This window comes from Erwinia sp. TECH1 (genome assembly GCF_054057575.1).
The window spans coordinates 3,443,922-3,469,458 of the sequence record NZ_JBSRZK010000001.1 but is presented as its reverse complement, the minus strand read 5'-3'; the positions used below and the strand labels follow the sequence as shown (position 1 = coordinate 3,469,458).

General features: G+C 56.7%; 24 protein-coding genes, 6 tRNA genes and 1 other RNA gene. 15 read left to right on the top strand and 16 right to left on the bottom strand.

Annotated features, from left to right (window positions below; all coding sequences use genetic code 11):
• Positions 1–203: 203 nt before the first annotated feature.
• The 8 genes from ACVWZ0_RS16265 (at position 204) to ACVWZ0_RS16230 (ending at position 7,939) form a co-directional block, all read left to right on the top strand.
• Positions 204–1,220, top strand: coding sequence for a sulfate ABC transporter substrate-binding protein (locus tag ACVWZ0_RS16265; protein WP_253459453.1), 1,017 nt, complete (start codon positions 204–206; stop codon positions 1,218–1,220).
• Complete coding sequence (cysT, locus tag ACVWZ0_RS16260) at positions 1,220–2,053, top strand: sulfate/thiosulfate ABC transporter permease CysT (RefSeq protein WP_253459455.1); 834 nt, start codon at positions 1,220–1,222, stop codon at positions 2,051–2,053. The genes ACVWZ0_RS16265 and cysT overlap by 1 nt, the downstream gene beginning before the upstream one ends.
• The gene (gene cysW / locus ACVWZ0_RS16255) at positions 2,053–2,913 is read left to right on the top strand and encodes a sulfate/thiosulfate ABC transporter permease CysW (protein ID WP_253459457.1); all 861 of its coding nucleotides are present in this window, start codon (positions 2,053–2,055) and stop codon (positions 2,911–2,913) included. The genes cysT and cysW overlap by 1 nt, the downstream gene beginning before the upstream one ends.
• The gene (gene cysA / locus ACVWZ0_RS16250) at positions 2,910–4,004 is read left to right on the top strand and encodes a sulfate/thiosulfate ABC transporter ATP-binding protein CysA (protein ID WP_253459460.1); all 1,095 of its coding nucleotides are present in this window, start codon (positions 2,910–2,912) and stop codon (positions 4,002–4,004) included. The genes cysW and cysA overlap by 4 nt, the downstream gene beginning before the upstream one ends.
• Positions 4,005–4,078: 74 nt before the next feature.
• Positions 4,079–4,969, top strand: coding sequence for a cysteine synthase CysM (gene cysM / locus ACVWZ0_RS16245; RefSeq protein ID WP_253459463.1), 891 nt, complete (start codon positions 4,079–4,081; stop codon positions 4,967–4,969).
• Between the two features lie 202 nt (positions 4,970–5,171).
• On the top strand, positions 5,172–5,852 hold the full coding sequence (locus ACVWZ0_RS16240) for a response regulator transcription factor (RefSeq protein ID WP_253459466.1): 681 nt from the start codon (positions 5,172–5,174) through the stop codon (positions 5,850–5,852).
• Positions 5,849–7,198 carry an ATP-binding protein gene (locus ACVWZ0_RS16235; protein WP_253459469.1) on the top strand — a complete coding sequence of 450 codons (1,350 nt, stop codon included), beginning with the start codon at positions 5,849–5,851 and terminating at the stop codon, positions 7,196–7,198. The genes ACVWZ0_RS16240 and ACVWZ0_RS16235 overlap by 4 nt, the downstream gene beginning before the upstream one ends.
• 57 nt (positions 7,199–7,255) lie before the next feature.
• Entirely contained in the window at positions 7,256–7,939 is a 684-nt protein-coding gene (locus tag ACVWZ0_RS16230) for a GntR family transcriptional regulator (RefSeq protein ID WP_253459474.1), read from the top strand.
• Between the two features lie 49 nt (positions 7,940–7,988).
• On the opposite strand, the gene crr is transcribed toward ACVWZ0_RS16230, so the two are convergent.
• From crr to cysZ, 5 genes are all read right to left on the bottom strand, one after another.
• Positions 7,989–8,492: a PTS glucose transporter subunit IIA gene (gene crr / locus ACVWZ0_RS16225; RefSeq protein ID WP_125289601.1), complete on the bottom strand. Its 504-nt coding sequence runs from the start codon at positions 8,490–8,492 to the stop codon at positions 7,989–7,991.
• 43 nt (positions 8,493–8,535) lie between these two features.
• On the bottom strand, positions 8,536–10,263 hold the full coding sequence (gene ptsI, locus ACVWZ0_RS16220; RefSeq protein WP_253459478.1) for a phosphoenolpyruvate-protein phosphotransferase PtsI: 1,728 nt from the start codon (positions 10,261–10,263) through the stop codon (positions 8,536–8,538).
• 185 nt (positions 10,264–10,448) lie between these two features.
• Positions 10,449–10,706 (bottom strand): phosphocarrier protein Hpr, encoded by a 258-nt coding sequence (gene ptsH / locus ACVWZ0_RS16215; protein ID WP_125289603.1) that lies wholly within the window; start codon positions 10,704–10,706, stop codon positions 10,449–10,451.
• A 389-nt stretch (positions 10,707–11,095) separates the two neighbouring features.
• Complete coding sequence (cysK, locus tag ACVWZ0_RS16210; RefSeq protein ID WP_253459481.1) at positions 11,096–12,064, bottom strand: cysteine synthase A; 969 nt, start codon at positions 12,062–12,064, stop codon at positions 11,096–11,098.
• Between the two features lie 128 nt (positions 12,065–12,192).
• The gene (gene cysZ, locus ACVWZ0_RS16205; protein WP_253459484.1) at positions 12,193–12,954 is read right to left on the bottom strand and encodes a sulfate transporter CysZ; all 762 of its coding nucleotides are present in this window, start codon (positions 12,952–12,954) and stop codon (positions 12,193–12,195) included.
• Positions 12,955–13,173: 219 nt separating this feature from the next.
• Between cysZ and zipA the strand changes: the two genes are divergently transcribed.
• The 3 genes from zipA (at position 13,174) to ACVWZ0_RS16190 (ending at position 16,510) form a co-directional block, all read left to right on the top strand.
• Entirely contained in the window at positions 13,174–14,202 is a 1,029-nt protein-coding gene (zipA, locus tag ACVWZ0_RS16200; RefSeq protein ID WP_253459487.1) for a cell division protein ZipA, read from the top strand.
• Positions 14,203–14,275: 73 nt separating this feature from the next.
• The gene (gene ligA / locus ACVWZ0_RS16195) at positions 14,276–16,294 is read left to right on the top strand and encodes an NAD-dependent DNA ligase LigA (RefSeq protein ID WP_253459491.1); all 2,019 of its coding nucleotides are present in this window, start codon (positions 14,276–14,278) and stop codon (positions 16,292–16,294) included.
• On the top strand, positions 16,295–16,510 hold the full coding sequence (locus ACVWZ0_RS16190) for a DUF3820 family protein (protein WP_125289609.1): 216 nt from the start codon (positions 16,295–16,297) through the stop codon (positions 16,508–16,510). It begins immediately after the preceding gene.
• Positions 16,511–16,542: 32 nt separating this feature from the next.
• Here the strand turns inward: ACVWZ0_RS16190 and ACVWZ0_RS16185 are convergent, their stop codons facing one another.
• Positions 16,543–17,559 carry a bile acid:sodium symporter family protein gene (locus ACVWZ0_RS16185; RefSeq protein WP_253459494.1) on the bottom strand — a complete coding sequence of 339 codons (1,017 nt, stop codon included), beginning with the start codon at positions 17,557–17,559 and terminating at the stop codon, positions 16,543–16,545.
• A 95-nt stretch (positions 17,560–17,654) separates the two neighbouring features.
• On the opposite strand from ACVWZ0_RS16185, the gene ACVWZ0_RS16180 reads away from it, so the two are divergent.
• Entirely contained in the window at positions 17,655–18,575 is a 921-nt protein-coding gene (locus ACVWZ0_RS16180; RefSeq protein ID WP_253459497.1) for a LysR family transcriptional regulator, read from the top strand.
• On the opposite strand, the gene ACVWZ0_RS16175 is transcribed toward ACVWZ0_RS16180, so the two are convergent.
• The 6 genes from ACVWZ0_RS16175 to ACVWZ0_RS16150 all read right to left on the bottom strand — a co-directional run bounded on the left by ACVWZ0_RS16175 (position 18,572) and on the right by ACVWZ0_RS16150 (position 19,621).
• On the bottom strand, positions 18,572–18,922 hold the full coding sequence (locus ACVWZ0_RS16175; RefSeq protein ID WP_253459500.1) for a FlxA-like family protein: 351 nt from the start codon (positions 18,920–18,922) through the stop codon (positions 18,572–18,574). The two genes, ACVWZ0_RS16180 and ACVWZ0_RS16175, sit on opposite strands and share 4 nt — an antisense overlap.
• A gap of 155 nt (positions 18,923–19,077) precedes the next feature.
• Positions 19,078–19,202, bottom strand: a non-coding RNA gene (locus ACVWZ0_RS16170) — RtT sRNA.
• Positions 19,203–19,233: 31 nt separating this feature from the next.
• Positions 19,234–19,309 (bottom strand) — tRNA-Lys (locus ACVWZ0_RS16165).
• A gap of 4 nt (positions 19,310–19,313) precedes the next feature.
• Positions 19,314–19,389: transfer RNA gene (locus tag ACVWZ0_RS16160), tRNA-Val, on the bottom strand.
• 32 nt (positions 19,390–19,421) lie between these two features.
• Positions 19,422–19,497: transfer RNA gene (locus ACVWZ0_RS16155), tRNA-Val, on the bottom strand.
• A 48-nt stretch (positions 19,498–19,545) separates the two neighbouring features.
• Positions 19,546–19,621, bottom strand: a tRNA-Val gene (locus ACVWZ0_RS16150).
• 262 nt (positions 19,622–19,883) lie between these two features.
• Between ACVWZ0_RS16150 and gltX the strand changes: the two genes are divergently transcribed.
• A complete protein-coding gene (gene gltX / locus ACVWZ0_RS16145; RefSeq protein ID WP_253459503.1) occupies positions 19,884–21,299 on the top strand; it encodes a glutamate--tRNA ligase in 1,416 nt (471 codons plus the stop codon).
• 72 nt (positions 21,300–21,371) lie between these two features.
• On the opposite strand, the gene ACVWZ0_RS16140 is transcribed toward gltX, so the two are convergent.
• Complete coding sequence (locus ACVWZ0_RS16140; protein ID WP_253459506.1) at positions 21,372–21,731, bottom strand: YfeC-like transcriptional regulator; 360 nt, start codon at positions 21,729–21,731, stop codon at positions 21,372–21,374.
• 152 nt (positions 21,732–21,883) lie between these two features.
• Positions 21,884–22,672: a formate/nitrite transporter family protein gene (locus tag ACVWZ0_RS16135; protein WP_125290868.1), complete on the bottom strand. Its 789-nt coding sequence runs from the start codon at positions 22,670–22,672 to the stop codon at positions 21,884–21,886.
• A gap of 414 nt (positions 22,673–23,086) precedes the next feature.
• Here ACVWZ0_RS16135 and ACVWZ0_RS16130 point away from each other — a divergent pair.
• Both ACVWZ0_RS16130 and ACVWZ0_RS16125 read left to right on the top strand, forming a co-directional pair.
• Positions 23,087–23,162, top strand: a tRNA-Ala gene (locus ACVWZ0_RS16130).
• A 45-nt stretch (positions 23,163–23,207) separates the two neighbouring features.
• Positions 23,208–23,283: transfer RNA gene (locus ACVWZ0_RS16125), tRNA-Ala, on the top strand.
• Positions 23,284–23,667: 384 nt separating this feature from the next.
• Here the strand turns inward: ACVWZ0_RS16125 and ACVWZ0_RS16120 are convergent.
• On the bottom strand, positions 23,668–24,423 hold the full coding sequence (locus ACVWZ0_RS16120) for an alpha/beta fold hydrolase (RefSeq protein ID WP_253459508.1): 756 nt from the start codon (positions 24,421–24,423) through the stop codon (positions 23,668–23,670).
• Between the two features lie 9 nt (positions 24,424–24,432).
• Entirely contained in the window at positions 24,433–25,500 is a 1,068-nt protein-coding gene (locus ACVWZ0_RS16115) for a class I mannose-6-phosphate isomerase (RefSeq protein ID WP_253459510.1), read from the bottom strand.
• Between the last annotated feature and the right edge of the window lie 37 nt (positions 25,501–25,537).

Here is a 25,537-nt window from a genome sequence, read left to right as displayed (position 1 = left end):
AGTTCCCTGGACATGGTGTTCCCCTTGCGCGATCGTTGCTTCAAACAGGCTTTCTATTTCTGCCCGCTGCATAACCTGTCCCGCCCGCTTATAGCTTTTTAAACTTCCAAATCACCAAACGGTATATAAAACAGTTACTCCTTTTCGTGTGGTTATAAATAAACTGAACCCTCTCAGGCCGTGAGACGGGCCATCATTCCGGGATGAACAGCATGACCACACTGAAAAAAATCTGTAGCGGCGCCGTTCTGCTGCTGCTGGCCGGGTCAGCCCAGGCGACAGAGCTGCTGAACAGCTCTTATGATGTCTCACGCGAACTGTTTGCGGCCCTGAACACGCCTTTTGAACAGCGTTGGGCGCAGCAAAACGGCGGCGACAAGCTGACGATCAGGCAGTCACACGCCGGGTCGTCCAAACAGGCGCTGGCCATTTTGCAGGGCCTGAAAGCCGATGTCGTAACCTATAACCAGTTGACCGACGTGCAGATCCTGCACGATCGCGGCAACCTCATTCCGGCGGACTGGCAGCAGCGTTTGCCCAACAACAGCTCGCCTTTCTATTCCACCATGGCTTTTCTGGTGCGCAAGGGCAATCCAAAGCAGATCCATGACTGGCGCGACCTGGTCAAAAGCGACGTAAAGCTGATATTTCCTAATCCAAAAACCTCCGGCAATGGTCGTTATACCTGGCTGGCGGCGTGGGGCGCGGCGGATAAAGCGGACGGACACGACAAAGCAAAAACCGAACGGTTTATGGCGCAGTTCCTTAAAAACGTCGAGGTTTTTGATACCGGCGGGCGCGGCGCGACCACCACTTTCGTCGAGCGCGGGCTTGGCGACGTGCTGATCAGTTTTGAGTCGGAAGTGAATACCATCCGTAATCAGTACCCGCAGCAGGATTTTGAGGTGATTGTCCCGCACAGCAACGTGCTGGCGGAATTCCCGGTCACATGGATCGATAAAAACGTGGCGGCCAACCATACGGAAAAAGCGGCCAAAGCGTACCTGAACTATCTCTACACGCCTGCGGCGCAGAAAATCATCACTCAATATTATTACCGCGTAAATAATCCTGAGCTGATGGCGCAGCAGCGGCAGCGCTTTCCGGCCGTCGATTTGTTCCGCGTGGAACAGGTATTCGGCAGCTGGGAGCAGGTCATGAAAACGCAGTTCGCCAGCGGTGGCGAACTGGATAAGTTGTTAGCAGCGGGACGTGAGTAATGTTTGCCACTAAAAGTAAGCGCGTGCTGCCCGGCTTTGGACTGAGCCTGGGCAGTAGTCTGTTTTTTACCTGTCTGATCCTGCTGTTGCCGATCAGCGCGCTGCTGATGCAGCTGTCTGAGATGACGCTGGCACAGTACTGGGATGTGGTAACCAATCCCCAGATGATTGCCGCCTATAAGGTGACGCTGCTGTCGGCGGGCGTCGCCTCGGTGTTTAACGCCTTTTTCGGCATGCTGATGGCCTGGATCCTGACGCGCTACCGTTTTCCGGGGCGCGCGCTGCTGGATGGCTTAATGGATCTGCCTTTTGCGCTGCCGACGGCGGTAGCAGGCCTGACGCTGGCCGGGCTTTTTTCCGTGAACGGCTGGTACGGGCAGTGGCTGGCGCAGTTCGATATTAAAGTTTCCTACACCTGGCTGGGGATCGCCGTGGCGATGGCCTTTACCAGCATTCCTTTCGTGGTGCGCACGGTGCAGCCGGTGCTGGAAGAGCTTGGCCCGGAATATGAAGAGGCGGCGGAAACCCTCGGCGCCACGCCGTTTCAGAGCTTCCGCCGCGTGGTGCTGCCGGAAGTTGGCCCGGCGCTGCTGGCCGGCACGGCGCTCTCTTTTACCCGCAGCCTGGGCGAGTTCGGCGCGGTGATCTTTATTGCCGGTAATATCGCCTGGAAAACCGAGGTGACCTCGCTGATGATTTTCGTGCGTCTGCAGGAGTTCGACTATCCGGCCGCCAGCGCCATCGCTTCGGTGATCCTGGCCGCCTCGCTGCTGCTGCTGTTTGCGATTAACACTCTACAAAGCCGCTTTGGCCGTCGTCTTGGAGGTCAATAATGGCTGACGTTACCGAACTGAATCACGTTGGACGCGAGCGTCCGCGCTGGGGCAAATGGCTGCTGATCGCCACGGGCATGATCGTCTCGCTCGGCCTGCTGGTGGTGCCGCTTATCGCTATTTTCGCCAGCGCCTTTTCCGACGGCGTGACGGCGATGTTCAGCAACCTGAAAGATGGCGACATGCTGCACGCCATCTGGCTGACCGTGCTGATGGCGCTGATCACCGTGCCGGTTAACCTGGTGTTCGGCACGCTGCTGGCCTGGCTGGTGACGCGCTTCACCTTTCCCGGCCGCCAGCTGCTGCTGACGCTGTTTGATATTCCTTTTGCCGTGTCGCCGGTGGTGGCGGGGCTGATGTATCTGCTGTTCTGGGGCGTAAACGGCCCGGCGGGCGGCTGGCTGGACGAGCACAGCATTCAGCTGATGTTCTCCTGGCCGGGTATGGCGATGGTCACTATCTTCGTGACCTGTCCGTTTGTGGTGCGCGAACTGGTGCCGGTGATGCTGAGCCAGGGCAGCAGCGAAGATGAAGCCGCGGTGCTGCTTGGCGCCTCCGGCTGGAAGATGTTCTGGCGCGTTACGCTGCCAAATATCCGCTGGGCGCTGCTGTACGGCCTGGTATTAACTAACGCGCGCGCGATTGGCGAGTTTGGCGCGGTTTCGGTGGTTTCGGGATCGATTCGCGGCGAAACCTACACGCTGCCGCTACAGGTAGAATTGCTGCATCAGGACTACAACAGCGTGGGCGCTTTTACCGCCGCCGCGCTGCTGACCCTGATGGCGATAGTCACGCTGTTTCTGAAAAGCGCGCTGCAATGGCGTTTAGAACGCCGCGCGCAACGGGAGGGGGAACAATGAGCATTGAAATCAGTAACATCAACAAATCCTTTGGCCGGACTAAAGTGCTGAACGATATTTCGCTGGATATCCCTTCTGGTCAGATGGTGGCGCTGCTGGGCCCGTCCGGCTCCGGGAAAACCACGCTGCTGCGTATTATCGCCGGTCTGGAGAGCCAGAACAGCGGCCGTCTGAGCTTTCACGGCAACGATGTGACGCGGCTGCACGCCCGCGACCGTCGCGTCGGCTTTGTATTCCAGCACTATGCGCTGTTTCGCCATATGACGGTATTCGACAATATCGCGTTTGGACTGACGGTGCTGCCGCGCCGCGAGCGTCCTTCTGCGGCGGCCATTAAAGAAAAAGTCACGCGCCTGCTGGAGATGGTGCAGCTGGGACATCTGGCCGGGCGTTTCCCGGCACAGCTTTCCGGCGGTCAGAAACAGCGGGTGGCGCTGGCGCGTGCGCTGGCGGTCGATCCGCAAATTCTGCTGCTTGATGAACCCTTTGGCGCGCTGGATGCGCAGGTGCGTAAAGAGCTGCGCCGCTGGCTGCGACAGCTGCACGAAGAGCTGAAGTTCACCAGCGTCTTTGTTACCCACGATCAGGAAGAGGCGATGGAAGTCGCCGATCGCGTGGTGGTGATGAGCCAGGGCAATATCGAGCAGGCTGGCGCGCCGGATGAAGTATGGCGCGATCCGGCCACCCGTTTCGTGCTGGAATTCCTGGGCGAAGTGAACCGCTTTGATGCTGAAGTGCACGGTTCGCAGTTCCATGTCGGCGCGCATCGCTGGCCACTGGGCTATGCGCCAGCGCACCAGGGTGCGGTCGAACTGTTCCTGCGCCCGTGGGAAATCGACGTCAGCCGCCAGAGCAGCCTGGAAACGCCGCTGCCGGTGCAGGTGCTGGAAGTCAGCCCGCGCGGCCACTACTGGCAGCTGGTGGCGCAGCCCACGGGCTGGGGTGAGCAGCATGAACCGATCACCGTAGTGATGGAAGGCGAGCAAACCGCGCCGATCCGCGGCGAGCGTCTTTTTGTTGGCCTGCAACAGGCGCGCCTTTATAAAGGCGATACGCCGCTGCGGCAGGTTGCCTTTGCGCAGAGCGCCTGATATTTTCTACCGCCATCCGGGTCAGGTTATGCCTGACCTTTTTTGCCGGTAAGGCCTTCTTCAGGAACCATCACTTGACCACGCTCGAACACACCATCGGCAACACGCCATTGATCAAGCTTCAGCGGCTGACGCCAGACAACGGCAGCGAAATCTGGCTGAAGCTTGAGGGCAATAACCCCGGCGGCTCGGTCAAAGATCGCGCCGCGCTGTCGATGATCCAGCAGGCGGAGCGGCGTGGCGAAATCCGGCCCGGCGATATGCTGATCGAAGCGACCAGCGGCAATACGGGCATCGCGCTGGCGATGATCGCCGCGATGAAAGGCTACCGTATCAAGCTGCTGATGCCCGATAACATGAGCATGGAGCGTCAGGCGGCGATGCGGGCCTACGGCGCGGAGCTGCTGCTGGTAAGCCGCGAGCTGGGCATGGAGGGCGCGCGCGATTTGGCCCGCGATATGGAAGCGCGCGGAGAGGGTAAAGTGCTCGATCAGTTTAACAATCCTGATAACCCGCTGGGCCACTACGTTACCACCGGCCCGGAAATCTGGCAGCAAAGCGCAGGAAGGCTGACGCACTTTGTTTCCAGTATGGGCACTACCGGCACCATCACCGGCGTGGGACGCTATCTGAAAGAGCAGAGCGGAACGATAGCTATCGTGGGATTACAGCCCGCCGAAGGCAACAGCATTCCCGGCATCCGCCGCTGGCCGCAGGCCTATCTTCCCGCCATCTATCGACCGGAGCTGATCGACCGTATCCTGGATATGACCCAGCAGGAGGCGGAGGAAACCATGCGCCTGCTGGCGCGCCGTGAAGGCATTTTCTGCGGCGTCAGTTCCGGCGGGGCGGTGGCCGGCGCGCTGCGTATTGCGCAAGAGCAGCCCGGCAGCGTTATTGTCGCTATCGTCTGCGATCGTGGCGACAGGTACCTCTCTACCGGCGTGCATTCGTCACCAGACTGATCCCTCTATCGGCGTGCATTCCCAGACCGATCTCTCTACCTACCGGCGTGCATACGCCAGCCCGCTCTCTCTCCTGACAGGCCCACGCTTTCGGGCCGCTCAATTTGTGCTCATGCCGTTACACTGTAAGGATTGGGTAAAACCTGCTGCTATTGTTTGAGCAACAGGTAAAAATAGCGCCTGGCCTGGAGAGAGATAACGCATGAAAATTTTACTGGTTGATGACGATCTGGAGCTGGGCACCATGCTCAGCCAGTATCTGATTGCCGAAGGATTTGACGCCACACTGGTACTGAGCGGCAAAGCGGGGATTGAAGGGGCGATGTCGGGCGGCTATAGCGCAATGATCCTGGACATCATGCTGCCGGATATGAGCGGCATTGATGTGCTGCGTCAGGTGCGGCAGAGTAGCCGCCTGCCGGTCATCATGCTGACGGCGAAGGGCGACAATATCGATCGCGTCATCGGCCTGGAAATGGGTGCCGATGACTATATGCCTAAACCTTGCTATCCGCGCGAGCTGGTCGCCAGGCTGCGCGCCGTGCTGCGCCGCGTTGAAGAACAGCCGGTGGTGGTGGAAAGCCGTGAAGTGGTCAGCTGGGGCGAGCTGACGCTAAACCCGGCCACACGCATCAGCGAATGGCAGAAGCAGCCGTTCGATCTCACCGCTTCGGAATTTAATCTGCTGGATCTGCTGCTGCGCTCGCCCGATCGCGTGGTTTCTAAAGATGAGCTGTCGGAAAAGGGGCTGGGTCGTCCTCGTGAAGCCTACGATCGCAGCGTGGACGTGCATATCAGCAATATCCGCCAGAAGCTTTCCGCTTTAACCTGTGACGCCATCACCATCGAAACCGTTCGCAGCATCGGCTATCGCATCCGATGACGGCGGGCTTTCGTGGGCTGCTCTTCTGGAAGATCCTGCTGGGTTTCTGGCTGACGTTTCTGATTATGAGCCAGCTGCTGTGGCTGAGCTTTTCCCTGTATGGCCGGCACCACGAACCGCCGGAAAACCTGGCGGCCCGGCGCATCGTTAATTTGCAGATGACCTCGGCCGTCTCGGTATTGCAGCGCGGCGGCATGGATGCGCTCAACGATATGATGGCGGACTGGTCCGCCAACGATCGCCGCTTCTTCTCGGTACAGGTGATGAAAAAGCCGCCGCAGGAGCTACCGCACGGCGACCTTAACCGCGATTTACGGCCCGGCGAGTTCCCGAAAGAAGTGATCGAATGGGTGACCGGTGCCGATGGTCAGCAGTATCAGCTGCGCTACGACGTGCAGGGGCTGCGCGAAGACAGCCATATGGCCGGTGGCCACCGCAGCTTTCTGAATATTCCTGAACCCATGCTGTTTATGGCGGGCGGCGGCGGGCTGCTGTTCAGCCTGTTTCTGGCGTGGAACCTGACCCGACCTATGCGTCAGCTGCGAGAAGGTTTCGATCGCGTCTCCAAAGGCGATCTCTCCGTGCGGCTGTTTCCCAAAATGCGTCGGCGGCATGACGAGCTGTCGGTGGTGGCGCAGGATTTTGACGCCATGGTTGAACGCCTTTCCGTGCTGGTTAAGGCGCGCGAGGAGCTGCTGCACGATGTTTCTCACGAGCTGCGCTCTCCGCTGGCGCGTCTTCAGCTGGCGACCGGGCTGGCGCGGCAAACGCCGGAGTCGGTAGGGCAATCGCTCGACAGGATCGACGAAGAGGCGCGGCGGCTGGATAAGATGATCGGCGAGCTGCTGACGCTGTCGCGCGCCGATCATCAAAGCCTGCCGGACGAGCAGTATTTCGATCTGCTTGGGCTGCTGGAGGCGGTCGCCAACGATGCGCGCTACGAGGCTCAGGGTTCCGGCGTGGAAATCATGCTGAATGCGGACCAGAACGGCGACTACACGGTTAAAGGCGACGCCAAGCTGATCCGTTCCGCAGTGGAAAACGTGGTGCGTAACGCGCTGCGTTTTTCCGGGCAGGGGCAGCAGGTCAGGATCTCGCTACAGCAGGACAGCGGCTGGCTCACCATCGGCGTCAGCGACCAGGGCCCCGGCGTGGATGCGGACAAGCTTTCCAGCATTTTCGATCCCTTTGTGCGCGTGAATTCGCCGCTATCCGGCAAAGGCTACGGCCTGGGGCTATCAATTGTGCGTAAGGTGATCCTGGCGCATCAGGGCGAGGTCAGCGCGGTGAACGGTAAAAACGGCGGGCTGGAACTGACGCTGAAGCTACCGCACTGGGTGGCTTAGCTTAACGAGGGTGCTATCATTGTCCGACACCTTTTATTCGCATTTATGAGGTAAAGGATGAATAAAGCGTCGTCCAGTAAGCAACAGGAAGTGCAGCGGATTGTGGATGCCATCTCCAACGCCATTGCGCAGCATCGGCTTAAGCCGGGCACACGGTTAATCGAAGCCCAGATTGTCGAGGTGCTGGTGGCCAACCGCAATCACGTGCAGAGCGCGCTACAGCGTCTGGCGATGCAGCATATCGTCACCATTGAACCGCATCGCGGCGCGATGGTCGCCAAACCGGAAGCGCGCGAAGCCCGGGAAGTCTTTACCGCCCGGCGAGCGGTAGAGAACGCCATTATAGCCGGTATCACCACGCAGCAGATGCAGCGCTATCAGACTGAGCTGATCGCGCAGCGACAGGCGGAGAAAGAGGCAATTGCCAGCAATAACCGCCTGGAAATTGTACGGCAGCTGTCGCAGTTCCATCTTTTGCTGGCGGAAATCAGCGATAACCGCGTGCTCAGCGAAATTCTTACCAATCTTACCGTACGCAGCTCGCTGATTGTCGCGCTCTACCAGCGCAATGAGGATCCGGCCAGCCACTGCGAACAGCACAGCTCGATAGTCGCTGCGCTGCAGGCGGGTGACAACCACCGCGCACAGCAGTTGATGCATCATCATATGCATGAACTTGAGCTACAGCTGTCGCTGGATGAGATAGAAGAAGTGCCCAGCCTGCGCGATGCGTTAGCCTGAAAAAAAAAGGCCGCCTGATTGCTCAGGCGACCTTTCAGACAGGCACGGCTTACTTTTTGATGCGGATCACCGGTGTTTCGCCCACGGTAACGCTACCCGTCAGCTTAACCAGCTCTTTGATCTCGTCCATATTAGAGATCACCACCGGCGTCAGCGTAGATTTCGCTTTTTCTTCCAGCAAAGGCAGATCGAATTCGATGATCACGTCACCTTTCTTCACTTTCTGGCCTTCTTCAGCGATACGCTTAAACCCTTCACCCTTCAGTTCAACGGTATCAATCCCGAAGTGAACGAACAGCTCAATGCCGCTGTCCGATTCAATGGAAAATGCATGATTGGTTTCGAAGATTTTACCGATGGTGCCGTCAACAGGCGCCACCATTTTGTTGCCGGCAGGTTTGATTGCGATACCGTCGCCAACAATTTTCTCCGCAAATACCACGTCCGGCACGTCTTCAATGTTTACGATTTCGCCGGACAGCGGTGCCACGATCTCAATGGCACCAGATGCGGTATCTGACTTATCGCCAAAAAGTTTTGAAAACAAACCCATGATCTTCTCCTAAGCAGTAATATTTGGCCAGCGCTTCTGGATCTCAGCAGAGTGTTTTTTCTTCAATGAACTTGTTGACCAGGTTCATCAACTCTTCCGCTGTCGGTTGAGCCAGAGCCTGTTCTGCTAACGCCTTAGCATCTTCAAAATTCGTATTACGAATAATTTTTTTGATGCGCGGGATAGAAATGGCACTCATGCTGAATTCGTCCAGCCCCATTCCCAGTAACAGTAGTGTAGCACGTTCATCGCCTGCCAGCTCACCACACATCCCTGTCCATTTCCCTTCAGCATGAGATGCGTCAATAACTTGCTTGATCAGCGTCAGCACGGAAGGGGTCATTGGGTTGTACAAATGCGAAATCAGATCGTTACCGCGATCGACCGCCAGCGTGTACTGCGTCAGGTCGTTGGTGCCGATACTGAAGAAATCGACTTCTTTAGCCAGATGATGCGCGATTGCGGCTGAAGCTGGCGTTTCCACCATAATGCCGACCTCAATCTGCTCGTCAAAGGCTTTGCCTTCTTCACGCAGCTGCGCCTTCAGCGTTTCCAGCTCGGCCTTCAGCGTGCGCACTTCCTCAACGGAAATGATCATCGGGAACATAATGCGCAGCTTGCCGAAAGCGGAAGCGCGCAGGATGGCGCGCAGCTGGGCGTGCAGGATTTCCGGGCGATCCATCGCAATACGGATGGCGCGCCAGCCGAGGAACGGGTTGTCTTCTTTTGGCAGGTTCATATAGGGCAGATCTTTATCGCCGCCGATGTCCATCGTGCGTACGATAACGGCCTGCGAACCCATCGCTTCCGCCACGGCTTTGTAGGCCTGGAACTGCTCTTCTTCGCTCGGCAGCGAGTCGCGATCCATAAACAGGAATTCGGTACGGTAGAGGCCCACGCCTTCCGCGCCGTTACGCTCCGCGCCAGCTACATCGCGCACGGTGCCGATGTTGGCGCAGACTTCAACCTGATGACCGTCAAGCGTTACCGCAGGCAGATCTTTCAGCTTGGCCAGATCGTTCTTTTCCGTCACGTACTGAGTGTGGATAGCTTTCAGTTCGTCGATCTGCTCCGGCGTTGGATTAACGTAAACCTGGTTGTTCACGCCGTCCAGAATCAGATAATCGCCATTCTTCACCTGGCTGGTTACGTCGCCCGTGCCGACGATGGCCGGCAGCTCCAGCGAGCGCGCCATGATGGAGGTGTGGGAAGTACGGCCGCCCAGGTCGGTAATAAACCCAAGCACTTTGTTCAGGTTCAGCTGCGCGGTTTCAGACGGCGTCAGATCTTTGGCAACCAGCAGCACTTCTTCGGCAATGGCGCTGAGATCGACGATATGCAGGCCGAGAATGTTTTGCAGCAGACGTTTACCGATGTCGCGCACGTCGGCGGCGCGCTCTTTCAGGTACTCGTCGTCCAGTTCTTCCAGCGCTTTCGCCTGGCCTTCAATCACGGAGTGGGCGGCCGAGTCGGCTGAGGCCAGCTCGTCTTTAATCAGGGCTATGATTTCCTGCTCAAGCTCTTCATCTTCCAGCAGCATGATGTGGCCTTCAAAGATGGCCTCTTTCTCTTCGCCGAAGGTCTCCCCGGCTTTGGTTTTGATCGCCTCAAGCTGCGCGGCAGCCTTGCTGCGACCATCGAGAAAACGCTGAACTTCCTGCTCAACCTGGTCGGTAGTAATTTTTTTCCGGTTGATGACTATTTCATCTTCTTTCAGCAGAAGCGCTTTGCCAAAAGCGATACCCGGTGATGCTAAAATGCCTGAAATCATAACCCTACCTTTTTAATTACTGATAATCGCGAGCGAGAAACTGCGGCGAACCCGGCACCGGCGAGAAACCCGGCGGCCACCCGCATCTGACAGGCGCTCCACTGTATTAAAACAACAACGCGGACATGCTGTCCGCGATCAATTATGTTGCAATAAAGTGCCTGTCGCGTAGAAAAAGCTGACGCTTATTCGAGTTCGGCCATCAGTTTGACCAGGTGCTCAACGGCTTTCTGCTCGTCTTCGCCTTCGGCGGAAAGCGTCACGACGGTGCCCTGAGTCAGGCCCAGCGTCTGCAGTTTAAACAGGCTTTTGGCGCTGGCGGATTTGCCGTTAGAGGTCACGGTGATTTCAGAAACGAAAGCCTTGGCTTCTTTAACAAACTGAGCGGCAGGGCGAGTGTGTAGACCGTTAGGCGCGGTAATGGTGACTTCTTGCTGGAACATGTTGTTTCCCCAACTTAATTTATTTGGCGTTATTCCAAAGCTTAGCCTGGCGGCGCCGCTTTGGCCTGAATGTCTCGCGCAATCCGTGTTTAACAACGTGCCAGAAATGCGCCGAAATATGACAGATAGCGCGCGGATAACATGGCACACCGGCTGCGCTTTCTTCCTCTTCATTATGCCGTGCTTTCTGCTTTCGCGCCAAACCGGTAAATCGATTCAGCTACAGGCAATTCACGCAGCGATTAATTTTGAGGTTCGAAATAATTGGTTGCTTAGATACCAGACACCCGCAGGTAAAAGCAATGTGGAAAGTGGCAAAAGTTTGACGTGCTCCACAAAAAAGCACCCTGGCGGGTGCTTTTTCAGACAGTTTCAGGCAACCGCAATCGCTACTGTAATTCTTTCTCGGTAAAGAGATCGGCAAACAGCGCCGTACTTAAGTAGCGCTCGCCGGAAGAGGGCAGGATCACCACGATAGTTTTATTGGCAAAAGCTTCATCTTCCTGCAGCTTGAGGGCAGCGGCAACCGCAGCGCCAGAGGAGATCCCGGCCAGAATGCCTTCTTCTTCCATCAGACGGCGCGCCGTAGAGATAGACTCTTCGTTGGTGATAGCCACCACACGATCGACCAGATCCAAATCCAGGTTGCCAGGGATAAAGCCGGCACCGATACCCTGAATTTTATGCGGGCCAGGCTTGATCTCTTCACCAGCCAGCGCCTGGGCGATGACCGGCGAATCCGACGGCTCTACCGCGACGGCGATCAGATCCTTTTTGCCTTTGGTATTTTTGATATAGCGGCTGACGCCGGTCAGCGTGCCGCCCGTGCCCACGCCGGCGATAAAGACGTCGACTTCGCCGTCAGTATCTTCCCAGATTTCCGGGCCGGTGGTTTTTTCATGAATTTCCGGGTTAGCCGGGTTGCTGAACTGCTGTAGCAGCACAAATTTGTCCGGATCGCTGGCGACGATTTCTTCCGCTTTGGCAATCGCGCCCTTCATGCCCTTAGCGCCTTCCGTCAGGATCAGATTCGCACCCAGCGCCTTCAGCAGCTTGCGGCGCTCCACGCTCATGGTTTCCGGCATGGTCAGCGTCAGCTTGTAGCCGCGCGCGGCGGCCACGTAGGCCAGCGCGATGCCGGTGTTGCCGCTGGTTGGCTCAACCAGTTCGACGCCAGGTTTCAGAATGCCTCTTTTCTCGGCGTCCCAGATCATGTTGGCGCCGATGCGGCATTTCACGCTGAAGCTCGGGTTACGGGATTCGACTTTAGCCAGAATGCGTCCGTTACCAATCCGGTTCAGGCGAACCAGAGGCGTATGGCCGATTGTTAACGAATTGTCTTCATAGATCTTACTCATAACCCGTCCTTAACTGTATGAAAAATGGGAACTGCATCAAGCATACCCGGTTCAATTTTTCAAGGAAGTAAAGAAATAGTATATATATATGTTCTGCGGCAATAAGGGTGAAGCAAAAAGCATAAGCCTTATTTTACCTGCCCCAGCGCGCCGCGATAGCGATCGACCCACATGGCGGTCGCGCCGCAAACGGCTACCGGCATAATCGCCAGATTCAGTATCGGCACCATGGTAAATAAACTCACCAGCGCGCCGAACTGCATCACATCCGTTTTATGCCGTTTTAGCGATGTACGCATCTGCCGAAAACTGACCTTATGGTTATCAAACGGATAATCGCAGTACTGAATCGAGAGCATCCAGGCGCTGAATAAAAACCAGAGAACAGGCGCGACCGTTTGCCCAAATCCGGGGATAAAATAGAGCAGTAGCAGAACGAGCGCGCGCGGCAGATACCATGCTAGCTTTTGCCATTCGCGCTTCATAATGCGCGGAATATCCTTCACCATGCCCGCCCAGCCGCTGTCCGGCATCGGTTTTCCGGTGAGTTTAGCCTCCAGCTGTTCGGCTAACAGCCCGCAAAAGGGCGCGGCTATCCAGTTGGCCACGGTCGAAAAGAAATAGCTGAATACCAGCAGCACAAAAATAACCGTCAGCGGCCACAGCAGATAGTTGAGCCAGTGCAGCCAGTCGGGCACATGAGACATTAAAGCGGGAAGCCACTGCTCCAGCCTGAAGAACAGCCAGATAAACGCGCCACCCATCAATAAAAAATTAAGCGCCAAAGGCACAATAACAAAGCGGCGAATGCCGGGCAGTCGGATCAGCTGCCAGCCTTGGGCAAAATAGTGGATCCCATTGCCGGAAGCGCCGGTACGGTGAAGAGCCATGTCTGCTTTCCTTAAGTTAACAAGCCGTGCGCGGCTATCATAACTCAGCCGTTTGCGCTGAGCAGAAGAGATTTGCGCGAAAAAACAGCAAATAACCGTGTCGTTTCACGCTTATTTGTCAGAAAATACTGCACGGACTTGCACTTGTGCAGCGGGGCAAATACAGTTAGGGGATAAAGTTTGCCGCGGTGGCAAGGTATTGGAACAACAGAGAATACAATGATGCAGGATTTGCGTCTGATATTAATCGTTGTTGGCGCGATCGCTATAATAGCGCTTCTGCTTCACGGCTTCTGGACCAGCCGTAAAGAGCGCTCATCCGTTTTTCGCGATCGTCCTCACAAACGTTTAAAACAGGATAGAGAAGAGGCTTTTGACGACGTCGATGATGACGCGGGCAGTGCTCGCGGCAAAAGCCCGCGTCCGCGTAAAGCAGAAGAAGATGAGCCGGTAGTCGGCAGCTTTGACGAGCAGGCGCCGCCGCGCCCGGTAAAACCGCGCGCTCAGCCAGAACCTGTTCGCCATCAGCATCCGGTTGATGAGTCTCCCGAGCTGGATCCGCTCTTCGGCGGCGATTTGCCGCAGGAAGCCGATGACGAACCTTCCGTTCCGGTAAGCCGCAGGCAGCCGGAAGCGCCGCAGCCGGTTCAGTCTGCTCCGGCACGGCCTCAGCCGGTTGAGTCTGCTCCGGTACAGCCGCAGCCGTCCCCGTCTGTTCAGCCTGCTCCGGCACGGCCGCAGCCGGTACAGTCTGAACCGACCTTCGTCGAGCCGGAACCGGAACCCGCGCCGCAGCCTGAGCGCCCGGTCGCACCGCAGGAAAAACCTAAAGAAACGGTACTGGTGCTGCACGTTAGCGCCCATGCCGGCGGCGTACTGAACGGCGAGGCGCTCCTGCAGGGCGTGCTGCAGGCCGGTTTCCAGTTTGGCGAAATGAACATTTTCCATCGTCATCTCAGCCCGGCGGGCAGCGGCCCGGTGCTGTTTAGCCTGGCGAATATGGTCAAGCCCGGCTCGTTTAATCCTGATGAAATGTCAGATTTTTCTACGCCCGGCGTCTCTATCTTTATGATGGTGCCTTCCTATGGCGATGCGAATCAGAACTTTAAGCTGATGTTGCAGTCCGCCCAGCGCATCGCTGACGACGTTGGCGGCGTGGTGCTGGATGACGAGCGCCGGATGATGACGCCGCAAAAGCTGGAAACCTATAAAAACCGCATTCGTGACGTTATTGAGGCGAACGCCTGAGTTACCGGCACGCCTTCCTCTCTGTACACAAGACCCCCGCCAGCCGGGGGTTTTTTATCGCTATGGTGCCGCTATGGAATCCGTACAAGACAAAATCATCGCTCTGCAAACCACGCTTCGCCATTACGAATACCAGTATCACGTCCTTGATGAACCGGTAGTGCCGGACGCCGAATACGATCGCTTGATGGGCGAACTGCGCAAGCTGGAAGCGGCGCATCCCGATCTGGTGACGCCCGATTCGCCGACCCAGCGCGTAGGCGCCGCGCCGCTGAGCGCGTTTGAGCAGGTGCGTCATGAAATCCCGATGCTGTCGCTGGACAATGCTTTTGATGATGAAAGTTACCTTGCCTTTAACAAACGCGTGCAGGACAGGCTAAAAAGCGTTGATGAAATCACTTTCTGCTGTGAGCTAAAGCTGGACGGCCTGGCCGTCAGCCTGCTGTATGAGAACGGGCTGCTGGTGCGGGCGGCAACGCGCGGCGACGGCACCACCGGCGAGAACATCACCTCTAACGTGCGCACCATCCGCGCTATACCGCTGCGGCTGCACGGTGACAATATCCCGGCACGCGTTGAAGTACGCGGTGAGGTTTTTATGCCGCAGGCAGGTTTCGAGGCGCTGAACGAAGAAGCGCGGCGTACCGGCAGCAAAGTTTTCGCCAACCCGCGTAATGCTGCGGCCGGGTCGCTGCGCCAGCTCGACCCGCGTATTACCGCTAAGCGTCCGCTAACGTTTTTCTGCTACGGGCTGGGGCTGTTGGAAGGCGGTGAAATGCCGCGCAGCCACCTGGGCCGCCTGCAACAGTTTAAGGCCTGGGGGCTGCCGGTCAGCGACCGTGTGCGCCTCTGCCACACGCCGGAAGAGGTGCTGGCTTTCTATCGCAAGGTGGAAGAGGATCGCGCCACGCTGGGCTTCGATATTGACGGCGTGGTGATAAAAGTGGACTCGCTGGATCTCCAGGAGCAGCTGGGCTTCGTGGCGCGCGCGCCGCGCTGGGCGATAGCGTTTAAATTCCCGGCCCAGGAGCAGATGACGCACGTGCGCGACGTTGAATTCCAGGTTGGCCGGACGGGCGCGATTACCCCGGTCGCCAGGCTGGAGCCCGTACAGGTCGCGGGCGTGATGGTCAGCAACGCCACGCTGCACAATGCTGATGAGATAGACCGTCTGGGCTTGCGTATCGGCGATCGGGTGGTGATCCGCCGCGCGGGTGACGTTATCCCGCAGGTAGTCGGCGTGATCGAGGCCGATCGTCCGGCAGATGCCAGAGCGGTAGAGTTTCCTACGCACTGCCCGGTTTGCGGCTCGGACGTGGAGCGTGTAGAAGGCGAAGTGGTGGCGCGCTGTACCGGCGGCCTGATTTGCGGCGCGCAGCGCAAAGGCGCGTTAAAACATTTCGTTTCTCGCCGTGCGATGGACGTGGACGGCATGGGCGATAAAATCATCGACCAGCTGGTGGAAAAAGAGTACGTCAAAACGCCTGCCGACCTGTATAAGCTGACCGCGGGCAAGCTCACCGGCCTGGATCGCATGGGGCCGAAGTCTGCACAGAACGTGGTGGACGCGCTGGAAAAATCGAAGCAAACCACGCTGGCCCGTTTCCTTTATGCGCTGGGCATTACGGAGGTGGGCGAGGCGACGGCAGCCAACCTCGCCGCGCATTTTGGCTCGCTGGAAAGCATCATCAGCGCCGATCTGGACGCGTTGATCGGCGTGCAGGATGTCGGTAAGGTAGTGGCTGCCCATGTGCGAAATTTCATGGACGAGGAGAGCAACCGCGAGGTTATCCGCCAGCTGGTGGAAGAGGCCGGTATTCACTGGCCAGCGGTTGCGGTAGTCAAAGCGGAGGAGATCGACAGTCCTTTCGCCGGCAAAACCGTGGTGCTGACCGGGTCGCTGACGCAGCTTTCGCGCGATGAGGCCAAAGATCGCCTGGCCGCACTGGGCGCTAAAGTCAGCGGCAGCGTCTCGAAAAAAACCGATCTGGTGATTGCCGGGGAAGCAGCAGGCTCCAAGCTGACCAGGGCGCAGGAGCTGGGAATTACGGTGATCGACGAAGCGGAGATGATTCGACTGCTGGGTGAATAAATGGAAAAAGAGCACCTGATTGAGATTGCCAACACCGAAATGCCCTTTGGAAAATATAAAGGGCGTTTCCTGATCGATTTGCCGGAGCCTTATCTGCTGTGGTTTGCGCGTAAGGACGAGTTTCCGGCAGGTCATCTGGGCGAGTTAATGCGTCTTACGCTGGCAATAAAGATTGAAGGCCTGGAAGGCCTGCTTAAACCACTTAAAAAAAGCTGAAATAACGGGGGAAGTCGCTTCCCCCGCTGCGGCTATTTCTGCGATTCCACCACCGTTTTAGCTTTCGATACCTGCTTTTCCACCTGTTTTTCTCCCGCCTTTTTATAGCGTTGCGCCAGCATAGAGCAGACCATCAGCTGCACCTGATGAAAAATCATCAGCGGCAGCACGATGATGCCGACCGCAGCAGAAGGAAACAGGATATTTGCCATCGGCACACCGTTCGCCAGGCTCTTTTTTGATCCGCAAAACAGAATGGTAATTTCATCCGCCCGGTTAAAGCCAAACAGACGCGCGGCCAGCAGATTAATGGCCAGCGCCACAAACAGAATGCCGAGGCTGCCGATCAGGATATAGAGCAGGGTCATCGCGCCGACGCGGTGCCAGATGCCGTTTACCACCGCTTCGCTAAAGGCGGAATAGACTACCAGCAGAATAGAAGCCTGATCCGTTTTACCAATCAGCCCGCGATGTTTTTCGACCCACTCTGCAATCCAGCGACGCGAGATATGCCCCAGAATAAAAGGCACCAGCAGCTGCAGCATAATGCTGCCTATCTGCGTCAGGCTACCGTTGGCGGCATCGTTATGCACGTTCATCACCAGCCCGACCAGCAGCGGAGAGATAAACACGCCCAGCAGGCTGGAAGCCGACGCGCTGCACACCGCAGCCGCCACGTTGCCGCCAGCCAGCGAAGTAAGCGCAATTGCCGACTGCACGGTCGCGGGCAAAATACAAAGGTAGAGGAAGCCGGTATAGATTTCTGCGCTGACCGGCAGCGGATGCCACCAGACAAACAGCAGGCCGAGCAAAGGAAACAGCACGAAGGTGCTGATCATTACCCATAAATGCAACCGCCAGTGGCCGCCGCCGGCAATGATTTTTTCGCGCGACAGCTTGGCGCCGTGCATAAAAAACAGCAGGGCGATAGCGGCCGTGGTCAGCCACTCAAAGAAAGTCACAAAGTGGCCGCGCGCGGGCAGGAACGTTGCCAGCAGTACGGTAATAATCAGTTTAACCATCATGGGATCGAGCCGGAGAAACCGCATTGTTAATGCCTCGTTAATAAATCAATGTCGCTATTGTGCGTCAGCAGGGTTTAGAAATAAAATTGATTTATTGAATTCATATATGAGTTAAATCGATGAATTATACGCTCAGGCAGCTGCGGGTGTTTGTCGCCGTCGCGCAGCAGAGGAGCTTCAGCCAGGCGGGCCAGATGATAGGGCTGAGCCAGTCGGCCGTCAGCCACAGCGTCAAAGAGCTGGAAAGCGAGATGGGTATCCGTCTGCTGGACCGTACAACGCGTGAAGTGATGCTGACCGAAGCTGGCGTCCAGCTGGCCAGCCGCCTGGAGCGCCTGTTGGAAGAGCTGAATACCACGCTGCTGGACGTGCGCAGCTACGGTCAGCAGCGCAGCGGCACGGTCAGGATCGCCGCCAGCCAGACCATCTCCGCGCATCTGATGCCGCAGTGCCTGGCCGCCAGCCAGCTGCATTTTCCTGAAATTAAAATCATGCTTCGCGACAGGCCACAGCAGTGGGTACTGCAAAGCATCCGCAACGCGGAAGTGGATTTCGGGATCGTGATAGGGCCGCTCCAGGTAGACGATCTGGAGGGCGAAGCGATTCTGGAAGAACCCTTTCTGCTGCTCTGTCGTCAGGACGATCCGCTCGCTGCAGAGAAAGAAATTAGCTGGCAAATGCTGAACCGACGGCTGTTGGTGCTACAGGACTATTCATCAGGTAGTCGGATATTAATCGACGAGGCGCTGCGCCAGCAACAGGTAAAAGTGGAAATCGTGCAGGAGATAGGGCATCCGGCGACGCTTTACCCGATGGTGGAAGCGGGAATAGGCATCAGCATTTTGCCGGCGCTTGCGCTGCCGCTGCCGCAGGGGAGGCCGCTGCTGGTAAGAAGAATAACGCCGGAAATCAATCGCTCGATTATGCTGGTCAGACGCAAGAACCGCTCGCTGTCGCCCGCGGCGGAAGCTATCTGGCAGGAAGTGCGCCAGCAGGCTGCCCTGCTGACGCAGCAACGCGCGCTTGCGCCAGCGTTTTAGATATAAACGTTGAGCGAATTAGCTGCGGTTGGCCGGTTTACGCCGTCGGCTACTTTGCTGTAGGCCGAGGCCGGATCCTGCTGTGCTTCCTTTTTATCCTGCGCTTTCTGCGCCTGCTGCTGCTCCAGCTGAGTAATTTGTGCCTGTAGCAGCTGGATCTGACTATTGATAACCTGTTCCTGCTCCGTTTTCTGCTCATTGGTGAGGGTGGTATCCGTCGCCAGCGATTTTAGCTGGTTTTGCAGGTTGACTACCTGCTTGTTCAACGCAGCAATTTTGGACGTCGAGCCGGCCGATGAACTGCCGGAACCGATCGAAGTGTTGGTACTGGTTGTAATTGTTGTCATCGCTATCTCCTTTGTATTTAACCACTACGGTTATCGGTAAGCACCACGGGAGACTTGACTACAAAAAGCGTAAAAGAAGTGATAAGAATTCGAAAGGGGGGCTAAGACCCGAATTACGCACGGCAAAAAGGCGCCTTTAGGGCGCCTTTCTACATTGGTGGGTCGTGCAGGATGACTCGGCTGAAGCCTCGCCCTTCGGGTCGTTGCCTTTGGCAACGCTGTCTCCCTCTGGTCGACTCGACCTGCGGCAGGTTCGAACCCCGCCCGAATTACAAACGGCAAAAAGGCGCCTTTAGGGCGCCTTTCTACATTGGTGGGTCGTGCAGGATTCGAACCTGCGACCAATTGATTAAAAGTCAACTGCTCTACCAACTGAGCTAACGACCCGAAGTGGTGGGTGATGACGGGCTCGAACCGCCGACCCCCTCCGTGTAAAGGAGATGCTCTACCAACTGAGCTAATCACCCACTTCGGTACTTCAAACCAGGCCTGCAAGAGATGGTGGGTGATGACGGGCTCGAACCGCCGACCCCCTCCGTGTAAAGGAGATGCTCTACCAACTGAGCTAATCACCCATTTCTTACACTCTGGGAACTGCTACACTGCGAAGCCACCGTTTAGAGTGGTGGGTGATGACGGGCTCGAACCGCCGACCCCCTCCGTGTAAAGGAGATGCTCTACCAACTGAGCTAATCACCCCCGCTGTGTGGAGTCGCATTATAGGGATCGCGCAAAATGAGTCAACGATTTTTAGAAGGAAAAATTGCGTTCGTCTTAAAATTAAACAAGATGTTGCGATTTCAGGCAAAAGCGTCACGGCGCCGTCGGCTTTTGCAGCAAAGGCGGCGCGAAAGCAGGGGATTGCCGTTGAGGATTCATCTTGTGATGATAGAATGTTGCCCACTTTATTCTGGATTTATCAGAGCTCCCCGCTTCTGATAGCGTAAAAAGGCAGCTGTTAATGAAAATCAAAACCCGTTTCGCACCCAGCCCGACGGGCTACCTGCACGTTGGCGGCGCTCGTACCGCGCTTTATTCCTGGCTGTTTGCCCGTAACCAGGGCGGCGAATTCGTGCTGCGTATAGAAGATACCGATCTGGAGCGCTCCACCCAGCAGGCTATCGACGCGATCATGGACGGCATGAACTGGCTGAACCTGGACTGGGATGAAGGCCCGTACTATCAGACCAAACGTTTCGATCGCTACAATGCAGTGATCGATCAGATGCTGGAAGCGGGCACGGCCTACAAATGCTACTGCTCCAAAGAGCGTCTGGAAGCGCTGCGCGAAACGCAGATGGCGAACAATGAAAAGCCACGCTATGACGGTCGCTGCCGCGACAGCCACGAACACCATGCCGATGATGAGCCTTGCGTAGTGCGTTTCCGCAATCCGCAGGAAGGTTCGGTCATTTTTGACGACCAGATCCGTGGCCCCATCGAATTCAGCAACCAGGAGCTGGACGATCTGATCATCCGCCGTACCGATGGTTCGCCGACCTACAACTTCTGTGTCGTGATCGACGACTGGGATATGGAAATTACCCACGTTATCCGCGGTGAAGATCATATCAATAACACGCCTCGCCAGATCAACATCCTGAAAGCGATCGGCGCACAGGTGCCGGTTTACGCGCACGTCTCCATGATCCTGGGCGACGACGGCAAAAAGCTTTCCAAACGTCACGGCGCCGTAGGCGTGATGCAGTATCGCGACGACGGTTATCTGCCGGAAGCGCTGCTGAACTATCTGGTGCGTCTGGGCTGGTCGCATGGCGACCAGGAGATCTTCAGCATTGAAGAGATGAAGCAGCTGTTCGATCTGGATGCGGTCAGCAAATCCGCCAGCGCCTTCAACACCGAAAAACTGCAGTGGCTGAACCATCACTACATCACCACGCTGGCGCCGGAGTACGTGGCGACGCATCTGCAATGGCATATCGAGCAGGAAAATATCGATACCCGCACCGGCCCTGAGCTGGCTCAGCTGGTTCGTCTGCTTGGCGAGCGCTGCAAGACGCTGAAAGAAATGGCCGCTTCCTGCCGTTACTTCTACGAAGACTTTGCAGAGTTTGATGCGGATGCGGCGAAAAAACATCTGCGTCCCGTAGCCCGTCAGCCGCTGGAAGTGGTTCGTGACAAGCTGGCCGCCATCAGCGTCTGGAACGCGGAAAACGTGCATCAGGCTATTCAGTCCGCTGCGGACGAGCTGGAAGTGGGCATGGGCAAAGTCGGCATGCCGCTGCGCGTTGCCGTTACCGGTGCAGGCCAGTCACCTGCGCTGGACGTGACGGTAGAAGCAATTGGTCAGTCGCGCAGCGTTGCGCGTATCGAAAAAGCGCTGAGCTGGATTGCGGCTCGCGAAGCGCAGGCTTAATCCTCTAAATAAAAGAACCGGCATCAGCCGGTTCTTTTTTCAACGTGCAACCTGCTCGGCAGGCGTGGAAACCTACTTCTCAACCTGAGAAATATCCAGCCGTTGCAGCATACCCTGAATGCCTTCACGTAACAGTAATGCATAAAGCTTCTCTTGTTCATCGCTGTTCATTTGCTGAATAGAGGTCATTAGCAGAGCGGGAAGAGAGTTTTGCGTGACGCGATAGGTGGCGGTCGGCTCGGCGACGTGGCGGGTGGATTTCAGGAAATTTCTTACATTCTCATCAATATGGATCATACGGGCCTTGCCGCCCTGTACGCCGGGCTTGGGTACGGTCGTCCATTGCTCTTTTTTAACCCATTTATTGATAGTCTGACGGCTGAAACCTGTTTCCTGTGCCAGTTCTTCCGGCGTTAACCATTCCTTTTTCATTATGCAATATCCTTTTTGCGTTGATATGTAACGGACATATATTACAGGAATTTATTGTTCGAACAACTAACAGGCAAGACTAATCTGAGCAGATAATTAGCAGCGGGGAGAAATGATATTTCCCCCTGCCGGGCGGCAGAGGGAAGAAAGCCTTACTGTGGGGTAGCAGCAGACTGATTTTGCGGACGATAGGCGATGTAGTAAGCCAGACCGACAAATACCGCGCCACCGACCGTATTGCCCAGGAAAACGGCAGCAAAATTAGGCAGGTAGTCGGCCCAGCTCAGCTGGCCGGCAAAAATAGCGGCCGGGATAATAAACATGTTCGCCACCACGTGCTGGAAGCCGATAGCCACGAACGCCATCACCGGGAACCACATGCCAAAAATCTTGCCGACCATGTCTTTACTGGCGAACGCCATCCAGGTCGCCAGACACACCAGCCAGTTACAGCCGATACCGGAAATGAAAGAGTGCATAAAGTCGGCGTGGACTTTGGCCGAGGCGATAGCCACGGTCTTTTTAAGGTAGTCGCCTTCGGTCATGCCAAGCACATGGCCAAAGAACCATGCTACGGCTATGCTGCCGATAAAGTTGGCAATGGTTACCCAGAACCAGTTACGCACTACGCTAAAGCCGCTGACCTGACGGGCGAACCAGGCGATCGGCATGGTCATCATATTGCCGGTCAGCAGCTCACCGCCAGCCAGCACGGTCAGAATAATCCCCACCGGAAACACCGCTGCGCCAAGCAGGCCGCCAAAGGAGCCCCAGTTAGCGGGCAGCTGATTAATAACGTGCAGATCCAGCAGGAAGCCGGTGGCGATAAAAGCCCCTGCAATAAAGCCGAGGATCAACAGGGTAGGGACAGACGAACGGCTTTTGGCGATACCAGCCTGAATAGCGACCGCCGCAATTTCTTTAGGTGAGTACAAGGACATAGTGGCTCTGATTCTGGTGTAGTGAAAGAAAGAATGGCCGAATCCGTCGCGTTATACGCGCGCATCCAGCGCTGAGAAGGGTTCGGCATTCGAAAACGCGGGAAGTTTTGCACGAGATTTTAACAAAAACAAGCGCAATTAAGCGCACAATTAACGCTCTGTTTACAGGATTAAACCCGACGCGCTGTGATTGCAGCGGGAACGTTGCCGGATTGCATTCACGACACCATTTGATCGCTGACATAACGGCGATTAAGGCGGATTATGCTGTGTGGCAAAAGGTGCGGATGCGGCCTTTTGCATCGCTTTGGCCGCTTTTTCAGCGATCGCACACAGATTGGCATTTTGCCGTTGACACGTTCGGCCCCGTTTCATATTATGCCCGCCGTCAAGACGACAAAGGTTTTTCGGCTCGGGGGTATAGCTCAGCTGGGAGAGCGCTTGCATGGCATGCAAGAGGTCAGCGGTTCGATCCCGCTTATCTCCACCAAATCTTCACCAGACGATTTGGCGCGAAAAACCGGTATTTTGTTGTGGGGGTATAGCTCAGCTGGGAGAGCGCTTGCATGGCATGCAAGAGGTCAGCGGTTCGATCCCGCTTATCTCCACCAATCACTTCTTTCGTCCTTCTCTGTTTCTGGCAGCGCTTGCGCAGCCGCATCCCTGTTGTTTTCTTCTGTTTATCCGTTCTGCTTATCAGCTCCCGCTCCTGTTTTGCCTGTTACCTGATAAATCGGGCCTTAATCCTGTAAATGCGTTAAACCCTCCAGCTGAATAGCTGAATAGCTGAATAGCTGAATAGCTGAATAGCTGAATAGCTGAATAAGGGGCCGCAGCTAAAATCTGGGTTAGATCTTCCGTAAGGCCAGGGCCGCGTATTTCTCCTGAGAACGCCGCAACAATGGCATTAATGTGAACAATTACGCTAATCCCGTTTACAAAACGCGCGCCAGTGATTGAGAAAAAGCGGAGACGTTAGTCTCCGCTGAGGCAGGTTAAAGCGCGGCGGCGAAGGTCAGCATCCTTTCAGCCAGCTTCTGCGGCGTTTGTAGCGGCATCAGGTGGCCCGCGCCCGCAATCACTTCCAGCCGCCCGGCGGGAAGGTGCGAGAGCGTCATTTTTTGCTGATCTTCAGCAGAAGGCACCTGATCGTCGGCCGAGCCGGCGATCAACAGGGCCGGACAGTCGACGGTACCGATACGCGCCGACCAGTCTTCCCGACTGCCAGCTTCAGGCCAGGCACGCCAGGCGTTGAGATTAGCGCGGCGGGCGTCGCGGATAGCTATCTCGCGCACCACATCGGGCAAACGCTCGCTGGCTGCCGTATCCACAAACTGTTCCGCTTCTTCCCGGCTGCCGCCATAGTTAATCTGGCTGCGGCGATCTTCCTCGCTCATCGGCTGCGGGCCGGGCGGCGAAGGCGCGACCAGAATCAGTCCTTTCAGGTAGTCTGGCCGACGCGCCGCCAGCGCCAGGGCGACTTTTCCGGTCATCGAATGACCGACCAGGATACAGTTGTTGAGCTGCAGTGCACGAATGCTTTCGTCGAACTGCGCTACCATCGACGCTACGTCATAGCCGGGAATATTGGTCGCTGCGCCAAAGCCTGGCGTATCCAGCGTTACGCAGCGGTGGTGCTCGTCCAGCCAGCTGATGGTCGGATACCAGGTATGTCCAGAGCCGCCTAAATAGTGCAGCAGGACGAAAACCGGCGCATCGTTCGCCTTGCCGTGCAGAGAACAGGGCAGCATAAAACACTCCTAACGTAATTGATCTTTGACGTCACCGAGCATGGCGATAGCCTGCTCATCATAACCGCGCGCCCGCAAAGGCTGGTTCACTTCGGCTTCCAGATCCGGCACATAGCCCACCAGGAACTCGCCGGGTGTGCTGAAAGTGACTTTGCCCAGCGCGGCGGGCAGCAGCAGCGTTTCCGCGCGTTCCAACGTCCAGCTTTCGCCCGCCGCCTCAATTTGCAGCGGCTCGCCCAGGTTGGAAATAATGCGCGCGCGCGTGAAGCCGTAGTCACAGGCGGCGGAAACCCGCCAGCGTTCCAGCGCGAAATAAGGCCCGGCACAGCAAAACAGCCGCGTGACCCGATCGTTTTCTTCCACGGTCAGGCCCTGATGCGGCCGCGTGGTCAGCTCCGGACGCAGCTCCGCCAGCAGCGCGTCGATGTTCTTCTCCCGCTCCTGCGGCGATATTTTGCTGCCGTCCTCCATCTGCCACGGCATGGCGTGCTGCTGGATATTGGACGTTTGCTCAATTTCATAAATCAGCGTATCCGGGCCGAAAGAGTGCAGCATGCCGCCCGGCACATAAAAAGTGTCGCCGGTTTTAACCGGATAGCGTTCCATTACCTCGTCGTATTCTTCAGCCAGCAGAGCAGCGCGCAGGCGTGGCTGGCTGACGCCGGGCTTGATGCCTGCCAGGCAGCTGGCACCGGGCGCGGCCCATAAAATATGCCAGGCCTCGCTTTTGCCGTTGGGCTGCTGCTCAAGGCGCTGCGCTGCCTCATCGTTGGCGTGCAGATGCACCGGCAGCATCCCGGTGCCGTCAATAAATTTGCTCAGCAGCGGGAAATGCGGGCCGCGCCAGCCGGGCGCAACCAGCTCGTCGGGATAGCGTTCGGTCAGCTCGTGCAGGCTCATACCGGCATAGTCGCCGTTTTTAACGGTGGCGCGCATGCCTTCCACATCGCTAACTTCCCAGGTTTCCGCTATGCGTCCGTCAGGCAGGCCCGTTTTGGCGAGGCGGGTTTTAATCAGTTCGCCACCGAAGATATGGGTGGCAATCGGCAGCGTCAGCCGTAAGGGATAGGCTTTCATCTTCGCTCCTTAAAAGACGTCCGTTCTCTGTCCTTAG